This window comes from Falsiroseomonas sp., from assembly GCF_030695085.1.
Classification (GTDB): Bacteria; Pseudomonadota; Alphaproteobacteria; order Acetobacterales; family Acetobacteraceae; genus Falsiroseomonas.
Genome location: NZ_JAUYTS010000126.1, coordinates 26,845 through 49,538, shown reverse-complemented (window position 1 = coordinate 49,538; position 22,694 = coordinate 26,845). Strand labels below are relative to the sequence as shown.

Here is a 22,694-nt window from a genome sequence, read left to right as displayed (position 1 = left end):
GGCGAGAGAGCCCGCCCTTCGCCGCTACAGCACCGTGGTGCCTGCGATGAGGCCGGCTGCGTCATAGGCGATGCTGTAGGAGTCCCCGGGCTGGGTGCCGGCCAGGTCATAGTCGGTGACGATCATGCGCCCATCGGCGAAGCGTTCGATGGCGTAGTCCAGCCGGCCCTGCGCGTCGTAGTCCTGGGAGAGCGTGCGGCCGTCCGGCCAGATGATGTAGGCATAGTCGAGCAGCCCGGTCGTTGCGTCAAAATCCTCCGCCACCACGCGGCCGTCATACAGCGCGCGAAGCTCCTCTCTGGCTGTCGGCAGATAGAGGTAGGTGGCAACCGCGTAGTCCTTGTTGCCGGTTGCGGCGTCATATTGGATCGCCTCCGTATGGCCATCCCGGAAGGTGGTGTAGCTATAGTTCAGCCTCCCTGTCGCCGTGTCGTAATCCAGTGCCTTGTAGCTGAAATTGGTGGTGTGGCCGTAACTCGGTATGGTGCTCTGGAAAATCACCGTCACGGAGTCCAACCGGCCGAGGCTGTCCGTCGCCGTGAAGGTGTCGTAGTAGTGCCTTGGCGTGTTGCCCAATGCGTAAAAGTAGCCGAAGTCCCGCTGAACCGTGCTGCCGTCATCCATCACTGCGACGACCCGGTTGATGATCGAGTAACTGTTGCCGCCTGGTCCACGTTCCACCGTGTAGCTTGCCCAGGGATACGCGCCGGTCAGATCGTAGTCGGTTGCGGTGGCAACGTAGCTGGCTAAGTAGGAGCCGTAGATGCCTGGCACCTCGGTAAAGCTGTAGTCGACCTCGTCGGTGACCGGGTCGCGTATTACCATGGTAACGGTCTGGGCCACGCGTTTTTCCCTCTTTGCTGCGCCGTATCATCTTCGCGATAGCTTTGGGAAATGGCAATCCGGCATGATGCCGCGACATCCGGGTCGCCGGAGCGGCGCTACGCGAAGGCGTGCTGCGCGGCATTATGCGCCGCCAGTCGCTCTCGCAGCCATTGCTGCGCCGGCACCGGCGTGTCGCGCTTGTGCCACAGCATGCTGACCTCGAAGCGCGGCGCCTCGAAGGGCAGGGGGCTCACGGTCAGCGCCGCCGCATTGGCACATAGCCGCGAAAGGCGCAGCGGCAGCGTGGCGATGGCCGGGACGGATTTCAGCAACAGCGGAATGCCGAGGAAATGCGCGGTGGCCAGGATGCTCCGCCGCCGCAGCCCCTGCGCCTCGAGTGCCGTATCGACGAAGCTCGAGAATTCCGCGTGCAGGCTGGGCAGGATGTGCGGCAGCCGCGTGAAATCCTCCAGCGTGATCGGGGCCGATAGTCCAAGCCGCGCGCCGTCGAACAGGCAGGCATGGCCTTCCTCGAACAACGCCTGGCGTTCCTGCCAGCGGCGCGGTGGCGATAGCATGCCGAGCGCGAGGTCGATCTCACCGGCATCCAGCAGATCCGGCGCGCTGCGCCGATCCACCGGCCGTACCGCGAGGCCGATGTCCCAGCCCGTGACGGCGATTTCCGCGGCGAGACCGCGCAGCAGCACCGCGGCGGCGTAGTCGCCGGCGCCGATGCGGAATTCGGTGCGGCGGCCAGCCGGGTCGAACGCTGCCTCGGCCGCGGGCCGCAGGGCGCGGGTCGCCAGCAGCAGCGCCTCCCGCACCGGCTCCGCCAGGCGCTGGGCGCGGGCGGTCGGCTCCAGCCCGGTGGCGCTGCGGACGAACAGCGCATCGCCGGTCGCCGTGCGCAGCCGCGCCAGGCCGTGGCTGACGGCGGATTGCCCGATGCCGAGACGCGCCGCGGCGCGGGATGCGCTGCGCGTTTCCATCACGGCGTCGAAGATCTTCAGCAGGTTGAGGTCCAGCCCGGCGCTATGAATCTGGCTCATGTGGATATCCACCGGAGCTTGGATTGTTCATCGCCTTTGCCCGCAAACATGCCCGATCGACAACAAGATCCTGCAGGGCATCCGCATGAGCAACACCCCGCCTTTCTGCGCCATCCTCGGCTACGGGCCTGGGCTTGGCGCCGCCCTCGCCACCCGCTTCGCCAGCGGCGGCTACCGTGTGGTAGGCTTGGCGCGCGACCCGGCCCGCCATGCGGCCAGCGGCATCGAATTGCGCGCCGCCGATGCCGCCGATCCGGGCTCCCTGACCGCCGCGCTGGATGCGCCGGTCGATGTGCTGATCTGCAACGCCTATCGCGCCACCATGGCCGCGCCCGGCCCCTCCGCGCTGCCGGTCGCGGAACTCGCGGCGGATTTCGCGGTGAATGTGGGCGGCGCGCTGGCGGCGGCCCAGGCCGTGCTGCCCGGCATGCGCACGGCCGGGCGCGGTTCCATCCTGTTCACCGGCGGCGGGCTGGCGCTGGATCCCACGGGCTGGCTGCCGGCGGCCTCGCTCGCCATCGGCAAGGCCGGGCTGCGCAGCCTGGCGCAGACGCTGCATGCGGAACTGGCGCCAGCCGGCATCCATGCCGGCACCGTCACCGTGGCCGGCATGATCGCCCCCGGCACCGCCCCCCCCGGCATCGCCTTCCACCCGGCGCGCATCGCGGAGGCCTTCTGGTCGCTGCACCAGGACCCGCCCGGCGCCTTCCGCGCCGAGATCATCTTCCAGGGCTGAGGAGGCCATCATGTTCACACGTCGCAAACTTGCGCTCGCAACCGGCGCACTCTCCGTCCTGACGCTGGCGCGCGCGCAGGCCTACACGCCCGGCGCGGGGCTGGAGGTGGCGAAATACGACCGGCCCGGCGAGGGTTCGGTCAATTCCTTCCTGCTGATCGGGCCGCGCTCCCTCGTCATCGTCGATTGCCAGCGCACGACGGTGGAGGCGGCGCAGGTGGTGGCCCATGCGCGCGGCACCGGCCTGCCGGTGGAGGCGATCTTCCTGTCGCACGAACACGCCGACCATGTGACGGGCCTCGAGGTGCTGCACCGCGCCTTCCCCGAGGCGCCGATCCTGGCTGGCGAGGTGACGCGCGACTGGATCGCGCGCAGCGGGCAGGAGCTGATCGGCATGATGCAGGGCTTCTTCCCCGGCCGCGTGCCGGACCGCCTGCCGGTGCCGACCCGCGTGCTGCGCCCGGATGAGCGCATCACCCTGGCCGGCGCCGAATGGCGCGTCGACCAGCTCGGCCGCGGCGAGGCCAGCGGCATGACGCTGCTGTATTCCGAGGCGAATGATGTGCTGGTGACCGCGGATCTCTGCGGCAATCGCGCGACGCCCTGGCTGCTGGATGGCCATACGCTGGAGTGGATCGCGCAGCTGGAACAGGCGCTGCCGCGCTATGCGGGCGTCGGCACCGCACTGCCTGGCCATGGCGCCGCGGCGCCGGCCGGCGTGCTGATCCGTGAGCAGATTGCCTATCTGCGCGCGATGGAGGGGCTGGTGCGCGACGAACTCGCCACCGCCACGCCACTCTCCCCCGCCGCCGCGCAGCGCATCCGCGCGGCGATGGAGGCCCGCTACCCGGGTTTCCCCCGTGTGGCGCCGCAACCCAACCTGATCGAGCTGAACGCCGCCGCCCTGGCGCGCGAGATCACCGGAGGCTGAACGCATGATGCAGCGACGCCTTTTCCTGGCCCTGGCGCCCGCCTCGCTGCTGGCCCGGCCCGTGCAGGCGCAACCCGCGCCAGAGATCCTCGCCCGCTTCCTGCACGGCACCTTCCTGGAGAATCTGGTGGTGATGCCGGATGGGCGGGTGCTGTTCACCAACTACTTCGCGCGCCGCCTCGAATCCTGGTCGGAGGGCCAGGGCGCGGCGCTGTGGGCGGAGGTGCCGGCGCATCCGGTCAGCCTGACCGCGCTGGATGATGGGCGGCAGGCGCTGGCGGTGCATGGCGCGTCCTTCCTCGGCGGGCCTGCGGTGCTGCGTGGCAGCGGCGCGGTGCTGCTGCTGGCGGCGGATGGCAGCGTCCAGGGCCACATAGCCCTGCCGGAGGCGGTCTTTCCCAATGGCGGGGTGCTGCTGGCACCGGGCCGCCTGCTGCTGGCGGACAGCGCGCTGGGGCGAATCTGGGCGATCGGCATTGCGGCGGGCACGGTGGCGCCCTGGTTCGACCACCCGCTGCTGGCCCCGGTGGCCGGGCGCGGCGGCCCGGGCGTGAACGGTCTGAAGATGCAGGGCGATGCCTTGCTGGTCTCCAACTCCGCGACCCGGCAATTGCTGCGGGTGCGCCTGGAGGGTGGCGCGGCGGCCGGCGTGCCGGAGGTGGTGGCGCAGATGACCGGCGGCGTCGATGATTTCGCCGTCGCGCCCGATGGCACCGTCTTTGCCGCCACCCATGCAACCGACCTGGCGCGCCTGTCACCCGGTGCCACGGCGCCCGAGACCATCCCGGCGCCGGGCGTGGAGGGCAGCACGGCCGTGGCGCTGACGCCGGATGGGCGCGGCCTGTATGCGCTGGGTACCGGCGGCCTGACCTCGGGCGGGCAGGGGGAGGCGGTGCTGGCCCGCATCCGCCTCGCCTGAGGGCGCCGCCGCCGTGTCAGCCGCGGCTGCGGCCGCCGCCATCCAGCCGCCGGATTTCGCCATAGGCCGCCGCCGCCGCCTCCGAGACGCGCGGCAGGCGGGGCAGGGTGGCGAGCCGGGCCAGCGTGGCCTGTGGGCCGAGCGGGAAATCCGGCCCGCTCAACGCCGCCTCCGCACGCGCGGGGCGGCCCTGGTCCAGCGCCACGGCGGCATCGCGCAGCGCGGCGATGACGGCGGCCGGCGGCGCCTCGGGCGCGATGCCGATCGCCTGGCGCAGCTCCGCCACGCCCAGCCGGGTCGCATGGAGGGCGGGGCCGGAAGCCTCATGCCGGTAGCGCGGATCCTGCCGCAGGGCATCGGCCACCACCTCCAGCTGCACGGCCGCGCGGGCGGCCTGGGCGGGGTTGCCGGCGAGGCGGGAGGTATCGGCCAGCCACCAGGGGGCCGATAGCGCAGCGCCGCGCACCGGGTCTCCGAAGCCACCCAGATGCTGTGCCGCAGGGTCGGCGCAGGCGGTGGCGAACAACAGGGGCAGAAGGGCAAGGCGCATGGATCGGAACTGGTGGGCCGCCAGCGTCACGGCAAGTCACGCTTCGTCACGTGACCAGCGCGCGTGGATGCGGGAATCCTGGGCCATGACCCTGCACCTGCCCGCCCTGCCGCGTCGTGGCCTGATCCTGGCCGCGCCCGCCTTGCTGCTGCCCGGCCGCACCCAGGCCCAATCTGCCTTCGGCACGCCGGCGCAGATGGAAGGCCCCTACTACCCCCACGCCATCCCGGCCGATGCGGATGCCGATCTGCGTCGCGTCGCCGGGCTGGGCCAGGTGGCGCGGGGGCGGCCGCTGCTGCTGGTGGGGCTGGTGCGCAACCTGGATGGCGCGGCGCTGCCCGGCGCCATGGTGGAGATCTGGCAGGCCGATCATGCCGGCATCTACCTGCACCCGCGCGATGGGCGCCTGGCGCAGCGCGATGCCGGGTTCCAGGGCTATGGCCGCACCCGCGCCGATGCCCAGGGCCGCTACGCCTTCCGCACCATCCGCCCCGGCGAATACCCTGGCCGCACGCCGCATATCCATCTGCGCGCGCATCCCCCCGCCGGTGGCCCACCGCTGACCACGCAGGTGTATTTTCCGGATGAGCTGCTGAATGCGCGGGACGGGCTGCTGCGGCGCGTGGCGGAAGATCGTCGCGCGCTGCTGCTGGCGCGGCTTTCCGCCACGGATGAGGGCCAGCGCGCCGCCTTCGATATCATCCTGGCCTAGGCACCGGTCTGGGTGCTGGGGGTTGCGGAGGGGCCGCCCCCCTGCCACACACGCGCCGCCTTTCCGCGGCGCTGAACCTAAAAATGACCGACGATCCTCCGAACCCCGCTTTGCTGCCCGCTGGCCTGTCCGACGTCCTGCCGCCCGAGGCGGAGCGGGAGGCGATGCTTGTCGAGGTGCTGGCCGAGACCTTTGCCCTGCATGGCTATGAGCGGGTGAAGCCGCCGCTGCTGGAATTCGAGGACAGCCTGCTGGCTGGCTCCGGCGCCGCCGTGGCGGAACAGACCTTCCGCCTGATGGACCCGGTCAGCCATCGCATGATGGGGCTGCGCGCGGATACCACGCCGCAGGTCGCCCGCATCGCCGCCACCCGCCTGGCCCGCGTGCCGCGCCCGCTGCGGCTGAGCTATGCCGGGCAGGTGCTGCGCGTGCAGGGCACGCAACTGGCCCCCGCGCGGCAGATTCCCCAGGCCGGGATCGAGCTGATCGGGCCGGAAAGCGCCGCGGCGGATGCCGAAGTGGCCGCCGTGGCGGCGGAGGCGCTGGCCGCCGTCGGCATCCTCGACGCCTCGCTCGACATCACCCTGCCGCGGCTTGCCCCGGCGCTTCTGGATGAGGCCGGGGTGCAGGGTGACGCGCGCCGCAAGCTGGCCCGCGCGCTGGATCGCAAGGACGCCGCGGCGGTGGCCGAATACGCCGCGCAATCCGGCGGTGCCGCGCTGCTGCTGCCCGCCCTGCTGGCCGCCGCCGGGCCGGCCGATGCCGCGCTGGCGGTGCTGGAGGCGGAGGCGCTGCCCCCGGCCGCGCGCCAGATCGCGGACCACGCCGCCGCCGTGGTCGCGGCGATCCGGGAACTGGCGCCGGCGCTGCGGATCACGCTGGATCCGCTGGAATTCCGCGGCCTGCACTACCACACCGGCGTCGCCTTCACGATCTTCGGCGCCGGCCGCACCGGGGAGCTGGCACGCGGCGGCCGCTATCTTTCGGGGGAGGAGCCGGCCACCGGCATGACGCTCTACCCGGATGCCGTGCTGCGCGCCGTGCCGCCCGCGGCACCGCGTCTGCGCGTGTTTCTGCCGCGCTTGGCGCAGGCCGGGCAGGCTGCGGCCTTGCGGGCGCAGGGCTATGCCACGGTGGCGCAGCTCGCCCCGACCGATACGGCGCAATCCCTGCGCTGCACCCATGTGATGGACGCCAGCGGGGCCGCGCGCCCCGTGCAGCACCCGGTTCAGGAGTAGTCGCGATGGCCAATGTCGCCGTCATCGGCGCCCAATGGGGCGACGAGGGCAAGGGGAAGGTTGTGGACTGGCTCGCCAGCCGCGCCGACATCGTCGTGCGGTTCCAGGGCGGCCATAATGCCGGCCATACGCTGGTGGTGGGCAACCAGGTCTACAAGCTGTCGCTGCTGCCCTCGGGCGTGGTGCGTGGCAAGCTCGGCGTCATCGGCAATGGCGTGGTGCTGGACCCGGAACACCTGCTGTCCGAGATCGCCAAGGTCAACGCGCAGGGCCTGAAGGTCGGGCCGGAAAATCTGCGGATCGCGGAGAATGTGCCGCTGATCCTGCCGCTGCACCCCGCGCTGGACAAGGCGCGCGAAGTGGCGCGCGGTGCGTCCGCGATTGGTACCACGGGTCGCGGCATCGGCCCGGCCTATGAGGACAAGGTGGCGCGCCGCGCCATCCGCCTGTCCGACCTGGCGGAGCCGGAGGTGCTGTCGCACAAGCTGGATGAGCTGCTGCTGCACCACAACACGCTGCTGAAGGGCCTCGGCGCGCCGGTCTTCGAGAAGCAGGTGCTGCTCGACCGGCTGCTGGAACTGGCGCCGCTTCTGCTGCCCTTCTCCGAGCCGGTCTGGCAGTTGCTGGACGAGGCGCACCACACCGGCAAGCGCGTGCTGTTCGAGGGCGCGCAGGCGGTGATGCTGGATGTGGACCACGGCACCTACCCCTATGTCACTTCCTCCAACACCGTGGCGGGCAATGCGGCGGCGGGTTCGGGCGTCGGGCCGAAGCAGATCGGCTATGTGCTCGGCATCGCCAAAGCCTACACCACCCGCGTCGGCTCGGGCCCCTTCCCGACGGAGCTGAAGGACGAGACCGGGCGTCTGCTGGGCGAGCGCGGCCATGAATTCGGCACCGTCACCGGCCGGCCGCGCCGATGCGGCTGGTTCGATGCCTGCATGGTGCGCCAGGCGGTGAAGGTCGGCGGCGTGGAGGGCCTGGTGCTGACCAAGCTCGACGTGCTGGACGGCATGAAGGAGCTCCGCATCTGCACCGGCTACGAGGTGGATGGCCAGGTGCTGAACCGCCTGCCGGCCTCGATCGCGGCGCAGGAAAAGGCGAAGCCGGTCTATGAGGTGATGACCGGCTGGCCCGGCTCCACCCGCGGCGCCCGCAGCTATGCCGAATTGCCGGCCGAGGCGGTGAAGTATGTCCGCCGGATCGAGGAACTGGTGGAGGCGCCGGTGGTGCTGCTCTCCACCAGCCCGGACCGCGACGACACCATCATGCTGCGCGACCCGTTCGCGGGCTGAGACGGAAAGGGACCCAGCGATGAGCCAGGCCGAGGAATTCCACAATCTGGATGACGAGACGCAGGGCCTGGCCCGCGAACTCGCGCCCGGCGTCACCACCCGGATCTTCCCGGGGGAGCACGCCATGCTCTCCATCGTCAGCATCGCCCCCAACGCCATGGGCACGATGCACGACCATCCGGAGGAGCAATGGGGCGTGCTGATCGAGGGCAGCGCAATCCGCATCCAGGGTGGCGAGGAAATCAGCGTCAAGAAGGGCGATTTCTGGCGCACCCCGGGCGGCGTGCCGCACACCATGAAGGCGGGGCCGGAAGGCTGCCGGGTGCTGGACATCTTCGCCCCGCCGCGCGAGGCCTATCGCAAGCAGGGCAAGGGCTTCGGCTGACGCGGTCGCTTGCTCCTCCCTCTCCACCCGGCCGGTGGAGAGGGTAGGGGTGAGGCGTCGCCCCAGGACGGGCGACCAGCTGAATCTCGCCGCCTAATTCATCTAGACATCCGGTTGTCACGAGACCGTCACGCTGGCAGGCTCCCGCCATGCCGACGCTCCACGACCGCCATGCCGAAGACCTCACCTCGCGCGCGGCCAGCCGGCCGCCAGGGCGTGCGCCCAGGACGCCGCCCTCGCCATGACGCGCCCCGAGGCCGACCGCGCATCCCGCGACGCCTCCATCGTGCTCGGCCTGACGCTGCCGGGCGATGCGGTGCTGTACCTGCTGCTGCCGCTGCATGCCGCCGCCTTCGGGGTGACGCTGGCGGAGGCCGGGCTGCTGCTGGCGGCGAACCGTCTGGTGCGGATCATCGGCTATGGCTGGGTTGCGCGATTTTATGAACGGTCCGGGCCACGCAATGCCTGCCTGCTGGCGGTGCTGGGCGCTGCCTGCGCCACCGGCGGCTATGCCGTGCTGCCGGGGGTCTGGTGGCTGCTGCCGGCACGGCTGATCTGGGGCCTGTCCTTCGCTGCGATGAACATCGCCACCCAGGCGCTGGCGACGGCCGAGGCTTCCGGCGCCGCGCGCCGAAGCGGCGTATCCCGCGCCATCATCTCCACCGGGCCGATGCTCGGCCTGCTGGCCGGCGCGGTGGTGGCCGAGGTGGCGGGGCCGCAGGTGGTGTTCCTCGGCCTCGGCCTGCTGTCGCTGGCCGCACTGCCCTTCGCCTGGCGCCTGCCGGGCGGGGAGGGGCCGCGGCTGCGCGCCGCCGGCCCACGCTTCGCGCTGCCGAAGCCGCTGGATGTCTGGTCCTTCGTGCAGGGGCTGACGCTGGATGGGCTGTTCGTGCTCGGCCTGGCCTTCCTCGCCGCCGCCGCCCTGCCGCAGGGTGCTGCGCTGGCGGCCGGTGCGGCGCTGTCCGCGCGCTATCTGGCGGAGGTGGTGCTGGGAGCGCCGGCCGGGCGGCTGGCGGAACGCCTGGGGGCGGCGCGGCTGCTGCTGCTGGTCTCGCTTGCTTCGGCCGCGGGGCTTGCCGTGATCGGGGTGGGGTGGCTCTGGGTCGGCAGCCTGCTGGTGGTCGGGCTGCGTGGGCTGCTGCAGCCGCTGCCGGCACCGGTCGCCGCCGCCAGGGCCGCGCCGCAGGACCGCGTGGCGGCGCTGGCACGGCTGGCCACCTGGCGGGATATCGGCGCCGGTGTCGGGCCGCTGGTGGCCGGGGTGCTGCTGCCGCTGGTGCCGGCGGTTTGGCTGTATATCGGCGCCGCGGCGTTGCTGACCGTGGCGTCCCTGGCGGCGCTGCGCCGATAGGCTGGGTGCTGGTCAGACCGCCTCGGCCAGCAGCGCCTTCAAATCCAGCCGTTTGGTGCACATCGTCAGCGCGCCATCGGCCCCGCGCGGCCATTCGGCCTGAGGACGGTCGCGATACAGCTCCACGCCATTGCCATCCGGGTCGCGCAGATACAGCGCCTCCGACACGCCATGGTCGCTGGCGCCTTCCAGCGGCCAGCCAGCCTGCACAAGCTGGCGCAGCGCGCGAGCCAGGGCGGGGCGGTCCGGCAGCAGCAGCGCCACGTGGTACAGGCCGGTGGTACGGGCCGCGGGTGGGCTGCCGCCGGCGCTTTCCCAGGTATTCAGCGCGATGTGGTGGTGATAGCCGCCGGCCGAGAGAAACACCGCCTGGTCGCCGATGCGCTGCTGCACCTCCAGCCCGATCAGGTCGCGCCAGAAGCGCAGGCTGCGCTCCAGCTCCGCCACCTTCAGGTGGACATGGCCGATGCGGGCGCCGGCCGGCATCACATAGGGGGCAATCGGGGCTTTACCTTCGAGGGTGAGGGACATGGCGGGGCTCCTTACTGGTGCCTGAGAGTGGTCCCGCGGGGTGCCCGGGTCCAATCCGCCTGTCGCATGGGCCATATCGCCCCGGATGATGGGCCTCGGCCCGGCGTCACCCCATCGCGCAACCTGGATCGTGCGGCCGGCTTTGGGCGAGGTGCGGCTGCCGGTGGCGCGCAATGAAAACGCCCCGTACCGGTTGGCACGGGGCGTTTGCGAAGCTGCCGGTCTTGACCCTGTCAGACGACGCCGAGGCGGCGCTCGACGATCTGGGTCTTCATGCTCTTCTGCAGCTTCTCGAAGGCGCGCACCTCGATCTGGCGCACGCGTTCGCGGCTGATGTTGTACTGCTGGGAGAGTTCCTCCAGCGTCGTCGGCTCATCCTTCAGGCGCCGTTCGATCAGGATATGGCGTTCCCGATCGTTCAGCGTCTTCAGCGCCTCACCCAGCAGCTCGCGGCGGTTGGACATGTCCTGCCGCTCGGCAAGCTCCGTCTCCTGGCTCTCACCGTCATCGACCAGCCAATCCTGCCACTCGCCATCACTGTCGGCGCGAACGGGGGCGTTCAGGCTGTTGTCGGGCGAGGCGAGGCGGCGGTTCATCGAGACCACATCGGCTTCCGGCACGGCCAGGACGCGGGCGATCTTTTCCACCTGCTCCGGCTTCAGATCGCCTTCCTCCAGCGCCGCCATCTGGCCCTTCAGCCGGCGGAGGTTGAAGAACAGCTTCTTCTGCGCCGCGGTCGTCCCCATCTTCACGAGGGACCAGCTGTGCAGGATGTATTCCTGGATGGCGGCACGGATCCACCACATGGCGTAGGTCGCCAGGCGGAAGCCGCGATCCGGGTCGAAGCGCTTGACGGCCTGCATCATGCCGACATTGCCCTCGGAGATCAGCTCACCGACCGGCAGCCCGTAGCCGCGGTAGCCCATGGCGATCTTGGCGACGAGGCGGAGGTGGGACGTGACGAGGCGATGGGCGGAAGGCTCGTCGCCCTCATCCTTCCAGCGCTTGGAGAGATTGTACTCCTCCTCCGGCGTCAGCATCGGAAACTTGCGGATGTCCTGAAGGTACCGGGACAGGTTGCCTTCGGGGGCCATCGGGATGGACAAAGTGGAAGCCATGGTGAGAACTGCCTCCTCGGTCGCCTGGAGCCCCCCGTGACGGCGGGGCCCATGACGGCTGTGCTGTTCTGCCAACGTGGGACGGGCCCTCCCTTTCCATCCCGACCCCGGTCACGACGGGGTGATGATGGACGGGGCGTTCCTGGCGCCGGGGTCTGACCCGAGGCCTGGGGGCGCGAAGCGGCACCCGACCGAAGCTGACTGACGATTCTTAGAGCGTATTCAAGCGGCGATCAAGAAAAACCGACCTGCAAGGTAGGTTTACGTTCGGTTACCGCCCGGTAACATTTCCATCCAGGCAGGCGAGCAGCGCGGCCATGTCCGGCGGCAGGTTTGCGCTGAAACTTAGCGCGGCACCTGTGACCGGATGGTTAAAGCCGAGGGTGGCCGCATGCAGCGCCTGGCGTGGAAAGCCTGTCAGCATTTCGCGCGCGACGGCGGAAAGGTTACGCGCCGCCGCCGGAATGCGCCGCAAATAAACCGGGTCGCCCACCAGCGGGTGGCCGATATGCGCCAGGTGGACGCGAATCTGGTGGGTCCGCCCGGTGGCCAGGCGGCAGCGCAGCAGGGCGCAGGATGTTCCGAAGGCGCGTTCCGTGCGGTAGCGGGTTTGCGCATGCTTGCCGTTGCGGGTGACCACCGCCATCCGCTTGCGGTCCATCGGGTGGCGGCCGATGTCGCCCACGATCTCCCCCTCCAGCGGGTTGGGCAGGCCCCAGACCAGGGCCAGGTATTCGCGGTCCAGGTCCCGGTTGGCGAAGGCCAGCGACAGCGCCGCATGGGCGCGCTCGGATTTCGCCACCACCATGACGCCGGAGGTGTCCTTGTCCAACCGATGCACGATGCCGGGCCGCTTTTCGCCGCCGATGCCGGTCAGATCCTCCGCCGCGTGGGCCAGCACGGCGTTCACCAGCGTGCCGTCGCGGTTGCCGGGGGCAGGGTGGACCACCAGGCCGGCGGGCTTGTCGAGGACAATCAGGTGCCGGTCCTCGAACAGGATGGTCAGCGGGATGTCCTGCGGCTGCGGCACCGCATCCTCCGGCGGCGGCAGGTGCAGGGTGTAGCGGGCACCGGGGCGCACCGGCTCCGCCGGGTCATGCACCCGCACGCCATCGCGCATGGCTTGGCCCGACTCGATCAGGGCCTTGACCCGGGACCGCGACAGGCCGCCTATCCCGGCGGCCAGCGCATCGGTCAGGAACCGATCGGCGCGCAGGCCCGCGGCCTCCGGCGGGGCCAGGATTTCAAGGGTTTGACCCGCATCGGGGTCGGAGAAGGGGGTTTGCGTGGCGGCGCTCAAATGGCTGGTCGGGGTGATGGGGGTCATGATTGTCCTCGGCACGGTGGCCCTGGTTTTGGTTCTCGTCCAGCGCATGGGCGCGGCCAGTGTGGAGGTGCGGCTGCCGCCGGCCTCGCTCGGGCAGCCGGCCGGCACGCGGCTGCTCTCGGTGGCGGGCGCGGAAGGGCGCATTGCCGTGCTGGTCGCAAGGCCGGATGGCACGGAACGCCTGCTGCTGCTGGATGCCGCGCGGGGCCGCGTGGTCGGGGAATTGCGGGCGGCGGAGTGAGGGCCTGATGGCACACCGCAAGCCCAATCTGCCGGAGAAGATCTGCGCCGCCTGCGGCCGTCCCTTCGCCTGGCGGCGCAAATGGGCGCGGGATTGGGACAGCGTGCGCTACTGCTCCGACGCCTGCCGCAGCGGGCGCCGGGACGCGGTCCGGGCCGGGGCTGAAAAATCTGCCGCGGACCGGGTTGATCCCAAGCCGCCGGGCGGCTAATCAGCGCGCCTCGCGTTGCTTCGGCGCCGCGGGTTGTCTGGGTCCCCTTCGTCTAGAGGCCTAGGACACCGCCCTCTCACGGCGGTAACAGGGGTTCGAATCCCCTAGGGGACGCCACACCGCCCGAAAGGGCCCGCGGCACCAGATTCGGCAACAGACAGTGACCTGCCCGACCGCGCGTCAGCGCGCGCCTTCGGCTGACGCCTTCGCGGAAATGGCGGTCCAGCGGCGCTCAAGCCTTGCCGCCGAAACGCGCCATCGTCGCTTCCGCCATCCGCTGCATCGCAGCGTACAAGGCCGGGATCACCAGCAACCCAAGCGTCGTCGCCGCCAGCATGCCGCCCAGGACGGTAAAGCCGATGGCCCTGCGTGCGCCGGCGCCGGCGCCGGTGGACAGCGCCAGTGGCAACACGCCGATGATGAAGGAAATGGCCGTCATCAGCACGGCGCGGAAGCGCTGCGCCGCGGCGATGGTGGCGGCCTCCGCCACGCTTTTTCCCGCATCGCGTTGCAGCCGGGCGACTTCGACGATCAGGATCGCGTTCTTACTGGCAAGCCCGATCAGCAAGACCAGGCCGATCTGCGCATAGAGGCTGTTCTCCAACCCGACCACCGTGAGCGTCGCGGTCGCACCCAGCCCCGCCACGGCCAGTGACAGCAGGATCGGCAGCGGCAGCGTCCAGCTTTCATACTGGGCCAGCAGGAACAGATAGGCGAAGGCCAGCGCGACGGCGAGAATCATTGGAAGCTGCGCACCCGCGCGCAATTGCTGGAAGGCGGTGCCGGACCATTCGTAGCTGTAGCCTTCCGGCAGCACCTCCGCCGCCACCTCCTGCAACGCCGCGATCGCCGCGCCGGTGCTGGCCGCGGCCTGCGCATTGACCTGCGCGGCCAATGCAAGGTTGTAGCGGGACAGCGCATAGGGGCCGAGTTCGGTCTCCACCCCCGCCAGGGCGCGCACCGGCACCATGCCGCCTTCCGCATTGCGCAGATGCACCGACAATACCGATTCCGGCGCGGCGCGATGCGGCGCGTCAGCCTGCATCACCACCTGGTAGACGCGGTTGGCATAGGTGAAGTCGTTGATGTAGCGGGAGCCGAAGAAGGCGCCGATGGTGGAGAATACATCGCCGACGCCGACCCCGAAGGTCTCCGCCCTGATGCGGTCGAGGTGCAGCCGGATCTGCGGCACATCGGCGGAAAAGCTGGAGGAAGCGCTGCCAACCGCCTGATGCGCATTGGCCGCGGTGACCAGGGCGCGTGTCACCTCCGCCAATTCCTGCGGCGACTGGCCACGCTGCGCCTGCAGCCGGAAATCAAGCCCACCGACCGCCCCGGCGCCAGGCAGGGACGGCGGCGGAAACGCGATGACCTGGGCCTCCGGGATCGCCGCGAAACGCTGCTGCAGGGAACCGAGGATGTGGCGCAGCCCCACCTCCGCCGCCTTGCGCTCACTCCATGGCTGCAGAGCGGCGAGGCCGAAGCCGCCATTCGGCCGTGGCGAGCCCTGCAATATGCTGAAGCCGGCAACCATCACCACGTCACGCACGCCGGGCGTCTCCGCCATGATCTGCCGCACCTGCGCCACCACCGCCTCGGTCCGTTCCAGGGAGGCCGAATCGGGTAGCTGGATATCGACGAAGACGGCGCCCTGGTCCTCGTTGGGCACCAGCGTCGCCGGCAAGGCCAGGAACAGGTAGACGGCCCCGGCCATGCAGAGCAGCACCGCGCCGAGCGCCAGCAGGCTGCGCCCGACGAGCCAGCCAACGGCGATCACGTAGCGGTCACGCAGCCCATCCAGCCCGCGCGCAAAGGCCGCCAGCGGCCCGCGTCCCGGCGTGCTGCGGTGCAGCAGGCTGGCCGCCAGCGCCGGTGCCAGGGTCAGCGCGACCACCGAGGACAATACCAGGGCGGAGGAGATGGTGACGGCGAATTGCCGGTAGAGCTGGCCGTTGATGCCGGGCAGGAAGGCCGTTGGTACGAAGACCGCCAGCAGCACCAGCGTCGTGGTGATGATCGGTGTCGAAACCTGCCCCATGGCGCGCCGCGCCGCCTCGGCGGGGGTGATGTCCGGCGTTTCGTCCAGGATGCGCTCGACATTCTCGACCACCAGGATCGCGTCGTCGACCACCAGGCCGATCGCCAGGATCAGCGCCAGCAGGCTGACCGTATTGGCCGAGAACCCCGCAGCCAGCAGCACGGCCAGCGTGCCGATCAGGGAGACCGGGATGGTGAGCGCCGGGATCAACGTGGCGCGCCAGCTGCGCAGGAAGACGAAAGTGACCAGCACGACGACGACGAAGGTGATCGCCAGCGTCACCAGGATTTCCTGCACAGTGGCGCGGACGAAGGCGGTGGCGTCGTAGATCACGGCATAGGCCATCCCCTCGGGGAAGTCGCGCGCCAGCCTTTCGATCTCCGCCCGCACCGCATCCGCCGTGTCCAGCGCATTGGCGCCGGGCGACTGGGCGAGGGTCATCATCGTCGCGGGCTGGCCGCGGAAGCTGGCATTGGCCATGTAGCTCTGCGCGCCCAGCTCGGTACGGGCGATGTCGCGAATACGCAGGATGGCGCCATCGGCACCGCTGCGGATGATGATGTCGCCGAAGGAGGCGGCATCCGGCAGCCGCCCCTCGGCGATGATGCTGTATTGCTCCTGCTGCCCAGGCGGGGCGGGCATGCCGCCGGCCTGGCCGAGCGAGGCCTGCACATTCTGCCGCATCACCGCCGCCGCCACGTCATCCGGCGTCAGCCCCAGCATGGCCATGCGGTTGGGGTCCAGCCAGATCCGCATCGCGTAGTCGGCGGTGCCGAGGGAGCGCGCCTCTCCCACACCCTCGATGCGCGACATCGCATCGGCGATCAGCGTGCTGGCGTAGTTGCTGACCTCGAGCGGGTCCAGCGCGCTGCCCTCCGCCGGGTAGAAGGCGATGGCGAGCAGGAAATCCGGCGATTGCGCACGCACGGTGATGCCCTGCTGGACCACCTGCGATGGCAGGCGGGAGGAGGCGAGCTGCACGCGGTTCTGCACATTCACCTGTGCGATATCGGCGTCGGTGCCGACTTCGAAGGTCACCGTCAGCGTGTATTGCCCGGCATTGGAGCTGCTGGAGGACATGTACATCATGCCTTCCACCCCGTTCACCGCGGATTCCAGCGGCGCGCCGACGGTATCGGCGATCACCTGCGCGTTGGCGCCCGGATAATTCGCCGTGACGGTGACGGAGGGTGGCGCGATGGGCGGGTATTGCGAGACCGGCAGGAACAGGTAGGCGATGGCGCCGGCCAGCACGATGACGATGGAGATCGCCGCCGCCAGCCTGGGGCGGGAGATGAACAGGCTGGAGATCACGCGCCTTCACCCTGGCGCGCCGGGCGCACCGCCAGGCCGTCCCGAAGCCGCTGGGTGCCCTGCACCACCACCGTTTCCCCGGCCGCGAGCCCGCTTGTCACGGACCAGCCGCGGGCCAGCCGCGCGCCGGTCTCGATGCGGCGGCGGGCCACCGTGTCGTTCTCCCCGAGGACGAAGACGAAGGCCCCCTCCCGGTCCCGCTGCACGGCGGAAAACGGCACAAGCGGCCGCATCTCCGGCGCGCGCGCCGCGACGATCACGGTGACGAACTGGCCGGGCAGCAGGATTTCATCCGGATTGTCGAAGATGGCCCGCACCGCCACCGTGCCCGTGTTGCTCGCCACCTCGCTGTCCAGGAAGTCGAAACGCCCGGGCCGGTCATACAGGCTGCCATTGGGCAGGCGCAGCCGCAGGGTCATGTCCGGCACGGCCGCGCCCTCTCGGCGCTGCGCCTCGCGGAAATCGACGATCATGCCCTCGGTGACGGAGAAGACGACGCGCAGCGGCTGCAACTGCACCACGCGCGCCAATGCCCCGCTATCCGGCCCGACCAGCGCACCGGTGGAGAAATTGGCCCGGCCGATGCGGCCATCGATCGGCGCTTCGATGCGGGTGTAGGACAGGGTCAGGCGCGCCAGCCGCACCGCGGCTTCCGCCGCCAGCACATCCGCCCGCGCGCCGTCATAGATCGCCTGCGCCTCATCCACCCGCGCCTGCGGCACGGTATTGGTGCGGCGCAGCTCCGTACTGCGCCCGAGGCTGCGCTGCGCCTCCTCCGCCGTCGCCTGGGCGCGGGACAGCTGTGCCTCGGCGGAAGCCAGCTCGGCCTCATGCTGCGAGGGGTCCAGCAGGAACAGCGGGTCGCCGCGCCGCACGGCAGAGCCTTCCTCGAAGGGCACTTCCGTGACGAAGCCCTGGACGCGGGCGCGGAGATCGAGGCTGCGGATCGCTTCCATGCGCCCGACGAATTCCGCCGGCCGGCTGACCGGCTCCGCCACCACCTCCGCCACCACGACTGCCGGGGGGGGCGGGGTGGGCTGCGCTGTGGCGGGCAGGGCGAGGGCGAGGTTCAGCAGCACCACCACCACCGCGCCGGCGCATATCCGGGGCGCCGCCAAACCGCGTCGCTGCATCGTTGCCATAGCCTGTCCCCCGTTGCGCCTCGTCTCTCCAAGGCTAAGGCACCAGCACAGTTGCGGCCATAACGCGGGCGTGTTCGGTGGCGGCGTGCCTGGCTCGGGCGCGGCGGCAACCCGTCAGCGCCGCTGACCCGATAGTCTCACTCAATCGATCCCATTGAGTTACCAAACTTCCATTGATGCAGGCGAAACGTCTACCGTGTCTTCACTGACGCCATGCGGGAACGGGTGTGGCCGGCCCTGTGCCGTGCCGCATTGGCTCGCCAACACCCCCTCCGTCGCGGCAGAACGAACAGGATCGGAGAGAAACCATGGACGGAAACAGCCCCCCCGGCGGCGGCAAGTGCCCCGTGATGCACAACGCACCGCGGCATACGAGCTTCGGCGGCAGGTCCAACCGTGACTGGTGGCCGAACCAGCTCAACCTCAGGATTCTCCACCAGAACGCCCCCGCCTCGAGCCCGATGAACCCGGCCTTCAACTATGCCGAGGAATTCAAGAAGCTCGACCTCGAGGCGGTGAAGCAGGACATCTTCGCGCTGATGAAGGATTCGCAGCCCTGGTGGCCGGCGGATTACGGGCATTACGGCCCGCTGTTCATCCGCATGGCCTGGCACAGCGCCGGCACCTATCGCACCGGCGATGGCCGTGGTGGCGCCGGCGCCGGCACGCTGCGCTTCGCGCCGCTGAACAGCTGGCCGGACAATGGCAATCTGGACAAGGCCCGCCGCCTGCTGTGGCCGATCAAGCAGAAATACGGCGACAAGCTCTCCTGGGCCGACCTGATGGTCTTCGCCGGCAATTGCGCCATCGAATCCATGGGCCTGAAGCCCTTCGGCTTCGCCGGTGGCCGCGTCGACCAGTGGGAGCCGGAGGAGGACGTCTACTGGGGCAGCGAGGACACCTGGCTGGGCGATGCCCGCTACAGCGGCGAACGCGAACTGGCGAACCCGCTGGCCGCCGTGCAGATGGGCCTGATCTACGTGAACCCGGAAGGCCCGAACGGCCAGCCGGACCCGCTGGCCTCGGCCAAGGACATCCGCGAGACCTTCGCCCGCATGGCGATGAACGATGAGGAAACCGTGGCGCTGGTCGCCGGCGGCCACACCTTCGGCAAGTGCCACGGTGCCGGCGATGCCGCCCAGGTGGGGCGTGAGCCGGAGGGGGCCAGCATCGAGGAACAGGGCCTCGGCTGGCGCAATACCTTCGGCACCGGCGTCGGCGTGCACGCCATCACCAGCGGCATCGAGGGTGCCTGGACCAACAACCCGGTGCAGTGGGACAACGGCTACTTCGACAACCTGTTCAACTACGAATGGGAGCTGACGAAGAGCCCGGCCGGCGCCTGGCAGTGGACCCCGGCCAATGGCAGCGGCGATGGCACCGTGCCGGACGCGCATGACCCGTCCGTGCGCCACGCGCCGATGATGACCACGGCCGACATGGCGCTGAAGATGGACCCGATCTACGCGCCCATCTCCAAGCGTTTCCATGAGAACCCGGAGCAGCTGGCGGATGCCTTCGCGCGCGCCTGGTTCAAGCTGACCCATCGCGACATGGGTCCGAAGGACCGCTACCTCGGCCCGCTCGTGCCGCAGGAAGAACTGCTGTGGCAGGACCCGGTGCCGCCGGTCGATCATCCGCTGGTCGATGCGCAGGACATTGCCGCGCTGAAGGGCCGCATCCTGGCCTCGGGCCTGCCGATCCACCAGCTGGTCGCCACCGCATGGGCCTCGGCCTCCACCTTCCGCGGCTCGGACAAGCGCGGCGGCGCCAATGGCGCGCGCATCCGCCTGGCGCCGCAGAAGGACTGGGAGGTGAACCAGCCCGCCCAGCTCGCCGGCGTGCTGGCGAAGCTGGAGGCGATCCAGCAGGACTTCAACGCGGCGCAGACCAGCGGCAAGAAGGTCTCGCTGGCCGACCTGATCGTGCTCGCGGGCTGCGCGGCGGTGGAGCAGGCGGCCCGGAAGGGTGGGCATGAGGTGGAGGTGCCCTTCACCCCCGGCCGCACCGACGCCTCCGAGGACAAGACGGATGTCGAATCCTTCGAGGTGCTGGAGCCGACCTCGGACGGTTTCCGCAACTACCAGCAGACCCGCTACAGCCTGACGGCGGAAGAACTGCTGGTGGACCGCGCGCAGCTTCTCACGCTGTCGGCGCCGGAGATGACGGTGCTGGTGGGCGGGCTGCGCGTGCTGAACGCCAATACCGGCCAGGCGCAGCACGGCGTCTTCACGCAGCGGCCGGAGACGCTGAGCAACGACTTCTTCACCAACCTGCTCGACATGGGCACCGTCTGGCGCCCGACCTCGGAAGCAGCGGAGGTGTTCGAGGGCCGTGACCGGGCGACCGGCGCGCTGAAGTGGACCGGCACGCGGGTGGACCTGGTGTTCGGCTCCAATTCCCAGCTTCGCGCCCTGGCGGAACGCTATGGCTGCGATGATGCGAAGGAGGCCTTCGTGAAGGACTTCGTCGCCGCCTGGACCAAGGTGATGAACCTGGACCGCTTCGACCTGGCGTAATGCCGTGACGACCCGGCCCGGCGGAACCTCCGCCGGGCCGGCGCTACCCCCGCCCGACCCAGCGCGCCAGCACCGGCCCCAGCCGGTCCGCGAACACCACCAGCACCGCCGCCGCCACGATCAGCACCGCGCCCAGCAGGCTGGGCAGCGCCGGCACCAGGCCGAAGATCAGCAGGTCGAACAGCACCGCCCAGAGCAGCGCCGTGTATTCGAAGGGCGCGAGCAGGGAGATGGGTGCACGCGCCACCGCCTCCGTCATGCAGATATGCGCGAGGCCCCCGGCGAAGCCGGCGCCGACCAGGTACAGGAAGCCCGTGCCGGTGACATCGGCCCAGCCAAACGGCCAGGTCGCCAACCCGCCCGCGGCGCAGACCAGCGAGAAATAAAGCACGATGGTGCCCGGCAGTTCGGTCGCCGTCAGCCGCTTCACCTCGACGCGCGCACCCAGGACGGTGGCTGCGGTGGCGAGCCCGGCGCCGACGCCGATCAACGTATCCGCATCCAGCGTCGGGCCGATGAAGGCGGGCAGCAGCATCAGCAGCACGCCGCCGAAGCCGAGCACCGCGGCACCGCCGACCAGCAGCCCCGGCCTCTCCCGCAGGAAGATCATCCCCGCCGGCACGGCCAGCAACGGTGCCAGGAAACTCAGCGCGGTCGCCAGCGCCAGCGGCAGCTTGGACAGTGAGAGGAAGGAAAAGAACATCGAGGCGCAGCCATACATGCTGCGCCGCACATGCCCGAGCGGATTGCGCGTCCGCAGCCCGCGCGGGAACTGCCCGCGCCAGGTCAGGTAGGCCAGCACCGGGATCAGCGCCCAGGCGCTGCGGTGAAACACGATCTGCCCGACCGGCGCTTCCGCCGAGGCCAGCCGCACCTGCAGCCCCATCACGGTGAATAGCAGCGTCGCCGTCAGGCGCAGCGCGATGCCCCACATCGGGTGTTCGCGCGGGGCGGTCATGTGCTGCTGCCCATCAGGGCCAGCCCCTCCGCCACCGAGACGAACTCACCGCCCGCCACCACCCGATCCGCGCCGAAGCGATCCTCGAAGATGCGCCGCACGGCGGGCACGAGGGAGGAGCCGCCGGTGAGGAAGACGCGGTCCACCGCCGTGGCCGGCAGGCCCGCATCGGCCAGCGCCGCATCCACCGCGACCCGCATCTGGGCGAGTTCCGGCGCGATCCAGGCCTCGAAATCGCTGCGCGCGATCTCCGCCGCCACCTCGAAATCCGCATGGCGGAAGCGGAGGGTGGCCGTCTCCGCCTTGGACAGCGCGGCCTTGGCGGCAGATACCGCGCGGTACAGCGCGTAGCCTGCCTCATCCTTCACCAGCCGCATCAGCCGGTGCAGTTGCTCGGGGTGTTCCGCCGTGCGGGCCACCGCCTCGATATCCCGCATGGTCTTCGGCGCCCGCATCAGCGACAGCAGGTGCCAGCGGGCGAAGCTGCTGTACCAGGCGGGCGGGATCGGCAGGTCCGTGCCCGTGACGCGATAGCTGCCGCCCTTGCCGAGCAGCGGGGAGACCACGCGATCGATGATCCGGTAGTCGAAGGCATCGCCCGCCACGCCGACACCGGCCTGGCCGAGCGCGGTGACACGCCGCGGTGGCCCGGGGTCGAAGCGCAGCAGCGAGAAATCGCTGGTGCCGCCGCCGAAATCCGCCACCAGCACGGTGGCCGGCCGGTCCAGCCCGGCGGCGAAGCGGTGCCCGGCGGCGGCGGGCTCCAGCGCCACCTGCACATGCTCCATCCCGGCGAGCGCGAAGGCGGCGCGGAGCCGGCGCTCGCCCAGCGTGTCATCGGCGGATTCGCCCACGAAGCGCACCGGGCGGCCCACCACCACCTGCGCGCCGGCCAGATCATCCCGGAACGGCGCCAGCAGCGCGCGCAGGAACACCGCCACCAGCGGCTCCAGCGACCAGGGCTGGCCGAGGATGCGCGTTTCCTGGAAGCTGCGCTGCGCCAGGTAGCTTTTCATCGACATGATGAGGCGGGAGTCCAGCGGATCATCGAGATAGGCCTCGATTCCCGCTGGCCCGGCGGCGTGTTTCACCCGGCCATCGGCGCCGTTCCAGAAGCAGATCACGCTGCGGAACACGTCATCCGTCGCATGCCGCAGCACGCGCACGCTGCCATCGGCGGCCAGCGCGGTGACCACGCTGTTGGTGGTGCCGAAATCGATACCGATGACGGGTTGCATGGTGAGCGCCTTGGCCGGGGAGGGCCGCGGCTTAGAACCCACCCCGCCCTCCAAGGCAACCCTTGC

The 22,694-nt window shown here is 70.3% G+C and carries 21 protein-coding genes and 1 tRNA gene; 12 read left to right on the top strand and 10 right to left on the bottom strand.

The features are described 5' to 3' along the window. Positions 1-24: 24 nt before the first annotated feature. Both Q8S40_RS14070 and Q8S40_RS14065 read right to left on the bottom strand, forming a co-directional pair. Positions 25-843, bottom strand: coding sequence for a hypothetical protein (locus Q8S40_RS14070; protein WP_305670884.1), 819 nt, complete (start codon positions 841-843; stop codon positions 25-27). Positions 844-941: 98 nt separating this feature from the next. Then, positions 942-1,874 carry a LysR substrate-binding domain-containing protein gene (locus tag Q8S40_RS14065; RefSeq protein WP_305670883.1) on the bottom strand — a complete coding sequence of 311 codons (933 nt, stop codon included), beginning with the start codon at positions 1,872-1,874 and terminating at the stop codon, positions 942-944. An 85-nt stretch (positions 1,875-1,959) separates the two neighbouring features. On the opposite strand from Q8S40_RS14065, the gene Q8S40_RS14060 reads away from it, so the two are divergent. The 3 genes from Q8S40_RS14060 to Q8S40_RS14050 are packed head-to-tail and all read left to right on the top strand — an operon-like array spanning position 1,960 to position 4,460. Beyond that, positions 1,960-2,610, top strand: a complete 651-nt coding sequence (locus Q8S40_RS14060) for an SDR family NAD(P)-dependent oxidoreductase (protein WP_305670882.1) — start codon at positions 1,960-1,962, stop codon at positions 2,608-2,610. A 10-nt stretch (positions 2,611-2,620) separates the two neighbouring features. Beyond that, complete coding sequence (locus tag Q8S40_RS14055) at positions 2,621-3,541, top strand: MBL fold metallo-hydrolase (protein ID WP_305670881.1); 921 nt, start codon at positions 2,621-2,623, stop codon at positions 3,539-3,541. 4 nt (positions 3,542-3,545) lie between these two features. Next, a complete protein-coding gene (locus Q8S40_RS14050; RefSeq protein ID WP_305670880.1) occupies positions 3,546-4,460 on the top strand; it encodes an SMP-30/gluconolactonase/LRE family protein in 915 nt (304 codons plus the stop codon). Between the two features lie 16 nt (positions 4,461-4,476). Here the strand turns inward: Q8S40_RS14050 and Q8S40_RS14045 are convergent, their stop codons facing one another. Continuing rightward, positions 4,477-5,010: a hypothetical protein gene (locus Q8S40_RS14045; RefSeq protein WP_304812950.1), complete on the bottom strand. Its 534-nt coding sequence runs from the start codon at positions 5,008-5,010 to the stop codon at positions 4,477-4,479. Positions 5,011-5,095: 85 nt separating this feature from the next. Here Q8S40_RS14045 and Q8S40_RS14040 point away from each other — a divergent pair, with 85 nt between their 5' ends. From Q8S40_RS14040 to Q8S40_RS14020, 5 genes are all read left to right on the top strand, one after another. Further along, on the top strand, positions 5,096-5,722 hold the full coding sequence (locus Q8S40_RS14040; RefSeq protein ID WP_305670879.1) for a protocatechuate 3,4-dioxygenase: 627 nt from the start codon (positions 5,096-5,098) through the stop codon (positions 5,720-5,722). Between the two features lie 83 nt (positions 5,723-5,805). Further along, positions 5,806-6,960 carry an ATP phosphoribosyltransferase regulatory subunit gene (locus tag Q8S40_RS14035; RefSeq protein ID WP_305670878.1) on the top strand — a complete coding sequence of 385 codons (1,155 nt, stop codon included), beginning with the start codon at positions 5,806-5,808 and terminating at the stop codon, positions 6,958-6,960. A gap of 5 nt (positions 6,961-6,965) precedes the next feature. Continuing rightward, positions 6,966-8,255 (top strand): adenylosuccinate synthase, encoded by a 1,290-nt coding sequence (locus tag Q8S40_RS14030; RefSeq protein WP_305670877.1) that lies wholly within the window; start codon positions 6,966-6,968, stop codon positions 8,253-8,255. A gap of 19 nt (positions 8,256-8,274) precedes the next feature. Then, positions 8,275-8,640 carry a cupin domain-containing protein gene (locus tag Q8S40_RS14025; RefSeq protein WP_305670876.1) on the top strand — a complete coding sequence of 122 codons (366 nt, stop codon included), beginning with the start codon at positions 8,275-8,277 and terminating at the stop codon, positions 8,638-8,640. A 241-nt stretch (positions 8,641-8,881) separates the two neighbouring features. Next, on the top strand, positions 8,882-9,991 hold the full coding sequence (locus tag Q8S40_RS14020; protein WP_305670875.1) for an MFS transporter: 1,110 nt from the start codon (positions 8,882-8,884) through the stop codon (positions 9,989-9,991). A 12-nt stretch (positions 9,992-10,003) separates the two neighbouring features. On the opposite strand, the gene Q8S40_RS14015 is transcribed toward Q8S40_RS14020, so the two are convergent. From Q8S40_RS14015 to Q8S40_RS14005, 3 genes are all read right to left on the bottom strand, one after another. Then, complete coding sequence (locus tag Q8S40_RS14015; RefSeq protein WP_305670874.1) at positions 10,004-10,522, bottom strand: VOC family protein; 519 nt, start codon at positions 10,520-10,522, stop codon at positions 10,004-10,006. 233 nt (positions 10,523-10,755) lie between these two features. Then, positions 10,756-11,640: an RNA polymerase sigma factor RpoH gene (rpoH, locus tag Q8S40_RS14010; RefSeq protein ID WP_304812968.1), complete on the bottom strand. Its 885-nt coding sequence runs from the start codon at positions 11,638-11,640 to the stop codon at positions 10,756-10,758. 271 nt (positions 11,641-11,911) lie between these two features. Then, positions 11,912-12,967, bottom strand: a complete 1,056-nt coding sequence (locus Q8S40_RS14005; RefSeq protein ID WP_305670873.1) for an RluA family pseudouridine synthase — start codon at positions 12,965-12,967, stop codon at positions 11,912-11,914. On the opposite strand from Q8S40_RS14005, the gene Q8S40_RS14000 reads away from it, so the two are divergent. From Q8S40_RS14000 to Q8S40_RS13990, 3 genes are all read left to right on the top strand, one after another. Continuing rightward, positions 12,966-13,208: a DUF6476 family protein gene (locus Q8S40_RS14000; protein WP_304812972.1), complete on the top strand. Its 243-nt coding sequence runs from the start codon at positions 12,966-12,968 to the stop codon at positions 13,206-13,208. The two genes, Q8S40_RS14005 and Q8S40_RS14000, sit on opposite strands and share 2 nt — an antisense overlap. A 7-nt stretch (positions 13,209-13,215) precedes the next feature. Continuing rightward, positions 13,216-13,419, top strand: coding sequence for a DUF2256 domain-containing protein (locus tag Q8S40_RS13995; RefSeq protein WP_304812975.1), 204 nt, complete (start codon positions 13,216-13,218; stop codon positions 13,417-13,419). Positions 13,420-13,460: 41 nt separating this feature from the next. Beyond that, positions 13,461-13,536, top strand: a tRNA-Glu gene (locus tag Q8S40_RS13990). Between the two features lie 115 nt (positions 13,537-13,651). On the opposite strand, the gene Q8S40_RS13985 is transcribed toward Q8S40_RS13990, so the two are convergent. Together Q8S40_RS13985 and Q8S40_RS13980 are read right to left on the bottom strand one after the other, a co-directional pair. Beyond that, on the bottom strand, positions 13,652-16,771 hold the full coding sequence (locus Q8S40_RS13985; RefSeq protein ID WP_305670872.1) for an efflux RND transporter permease subunit: 3,120 nt from the start codon (positions 16,769-16,771) through the stop codon (positions 13,652-13,654). Beyond that, positions 16,768-17,904, bottom strand: coding sequence for an efflux RND transporter periplasmic adaptor subunit (locus Q8S40_RS13980; protein ID WP_304812979.1), 1,137 nt, complete (start codon positions 17,902-17,904; stop codon positions 16,768-16,770). The genes Q8S40_RS13985 and Q8S40_RS13980 overlap by 4 nt, the downstream gene beginning before the upstream one ends. A 317-nt stretch (positions 17,905-18,221) precedes the next feature. Here Q8S40_RS13980 and katG point away from each other — a divergent pair, with 317 nt between their 5' ends. After that, complete coding sequence (gene katG / locus Q8S40_RS13975; RefSeq protein ID WP_305670871.1) at positions 18,222-20,432, top strand: catalase/peroxidase HPI; 2,211 nt, start codon at positions 18,222-18,224, stop codon at positions 20,430-20,432. Between the two features lie 43 nt (positions 20,433-20,475). On the opposite strand, the gene Q8S40_RS13970 is transcribed toward katG, so the two are convergent. Continuing rightward, on the bottom strand, positions 20,476-21,390 hold the full coding sequence (locus tag Q8S40_RS13970; RefSeq protein ID WP_305670870.1) for a DMT family transporter: 915 nt from the start codon (positions 21,388-21,390) through the stop codon (positions 20,476-20,478). Next, on the bottom strand, positions 21,387-22,628 hold the full coding sequence (locus tag Q8S40_RS13965; protein WP_305670869.1) for an Hsp70 family protein: 1,242 nt from the start codon (positions 22,626-22,628) through the stop codon (positions 21,387-21,389). Before Q8S40_RS13965 ends, Q8S40_RS13970 begins: the two co-directional genes overlap by 4 nt. Positions 22,629-22,694 lie beyond the last annotated feature (66 nt).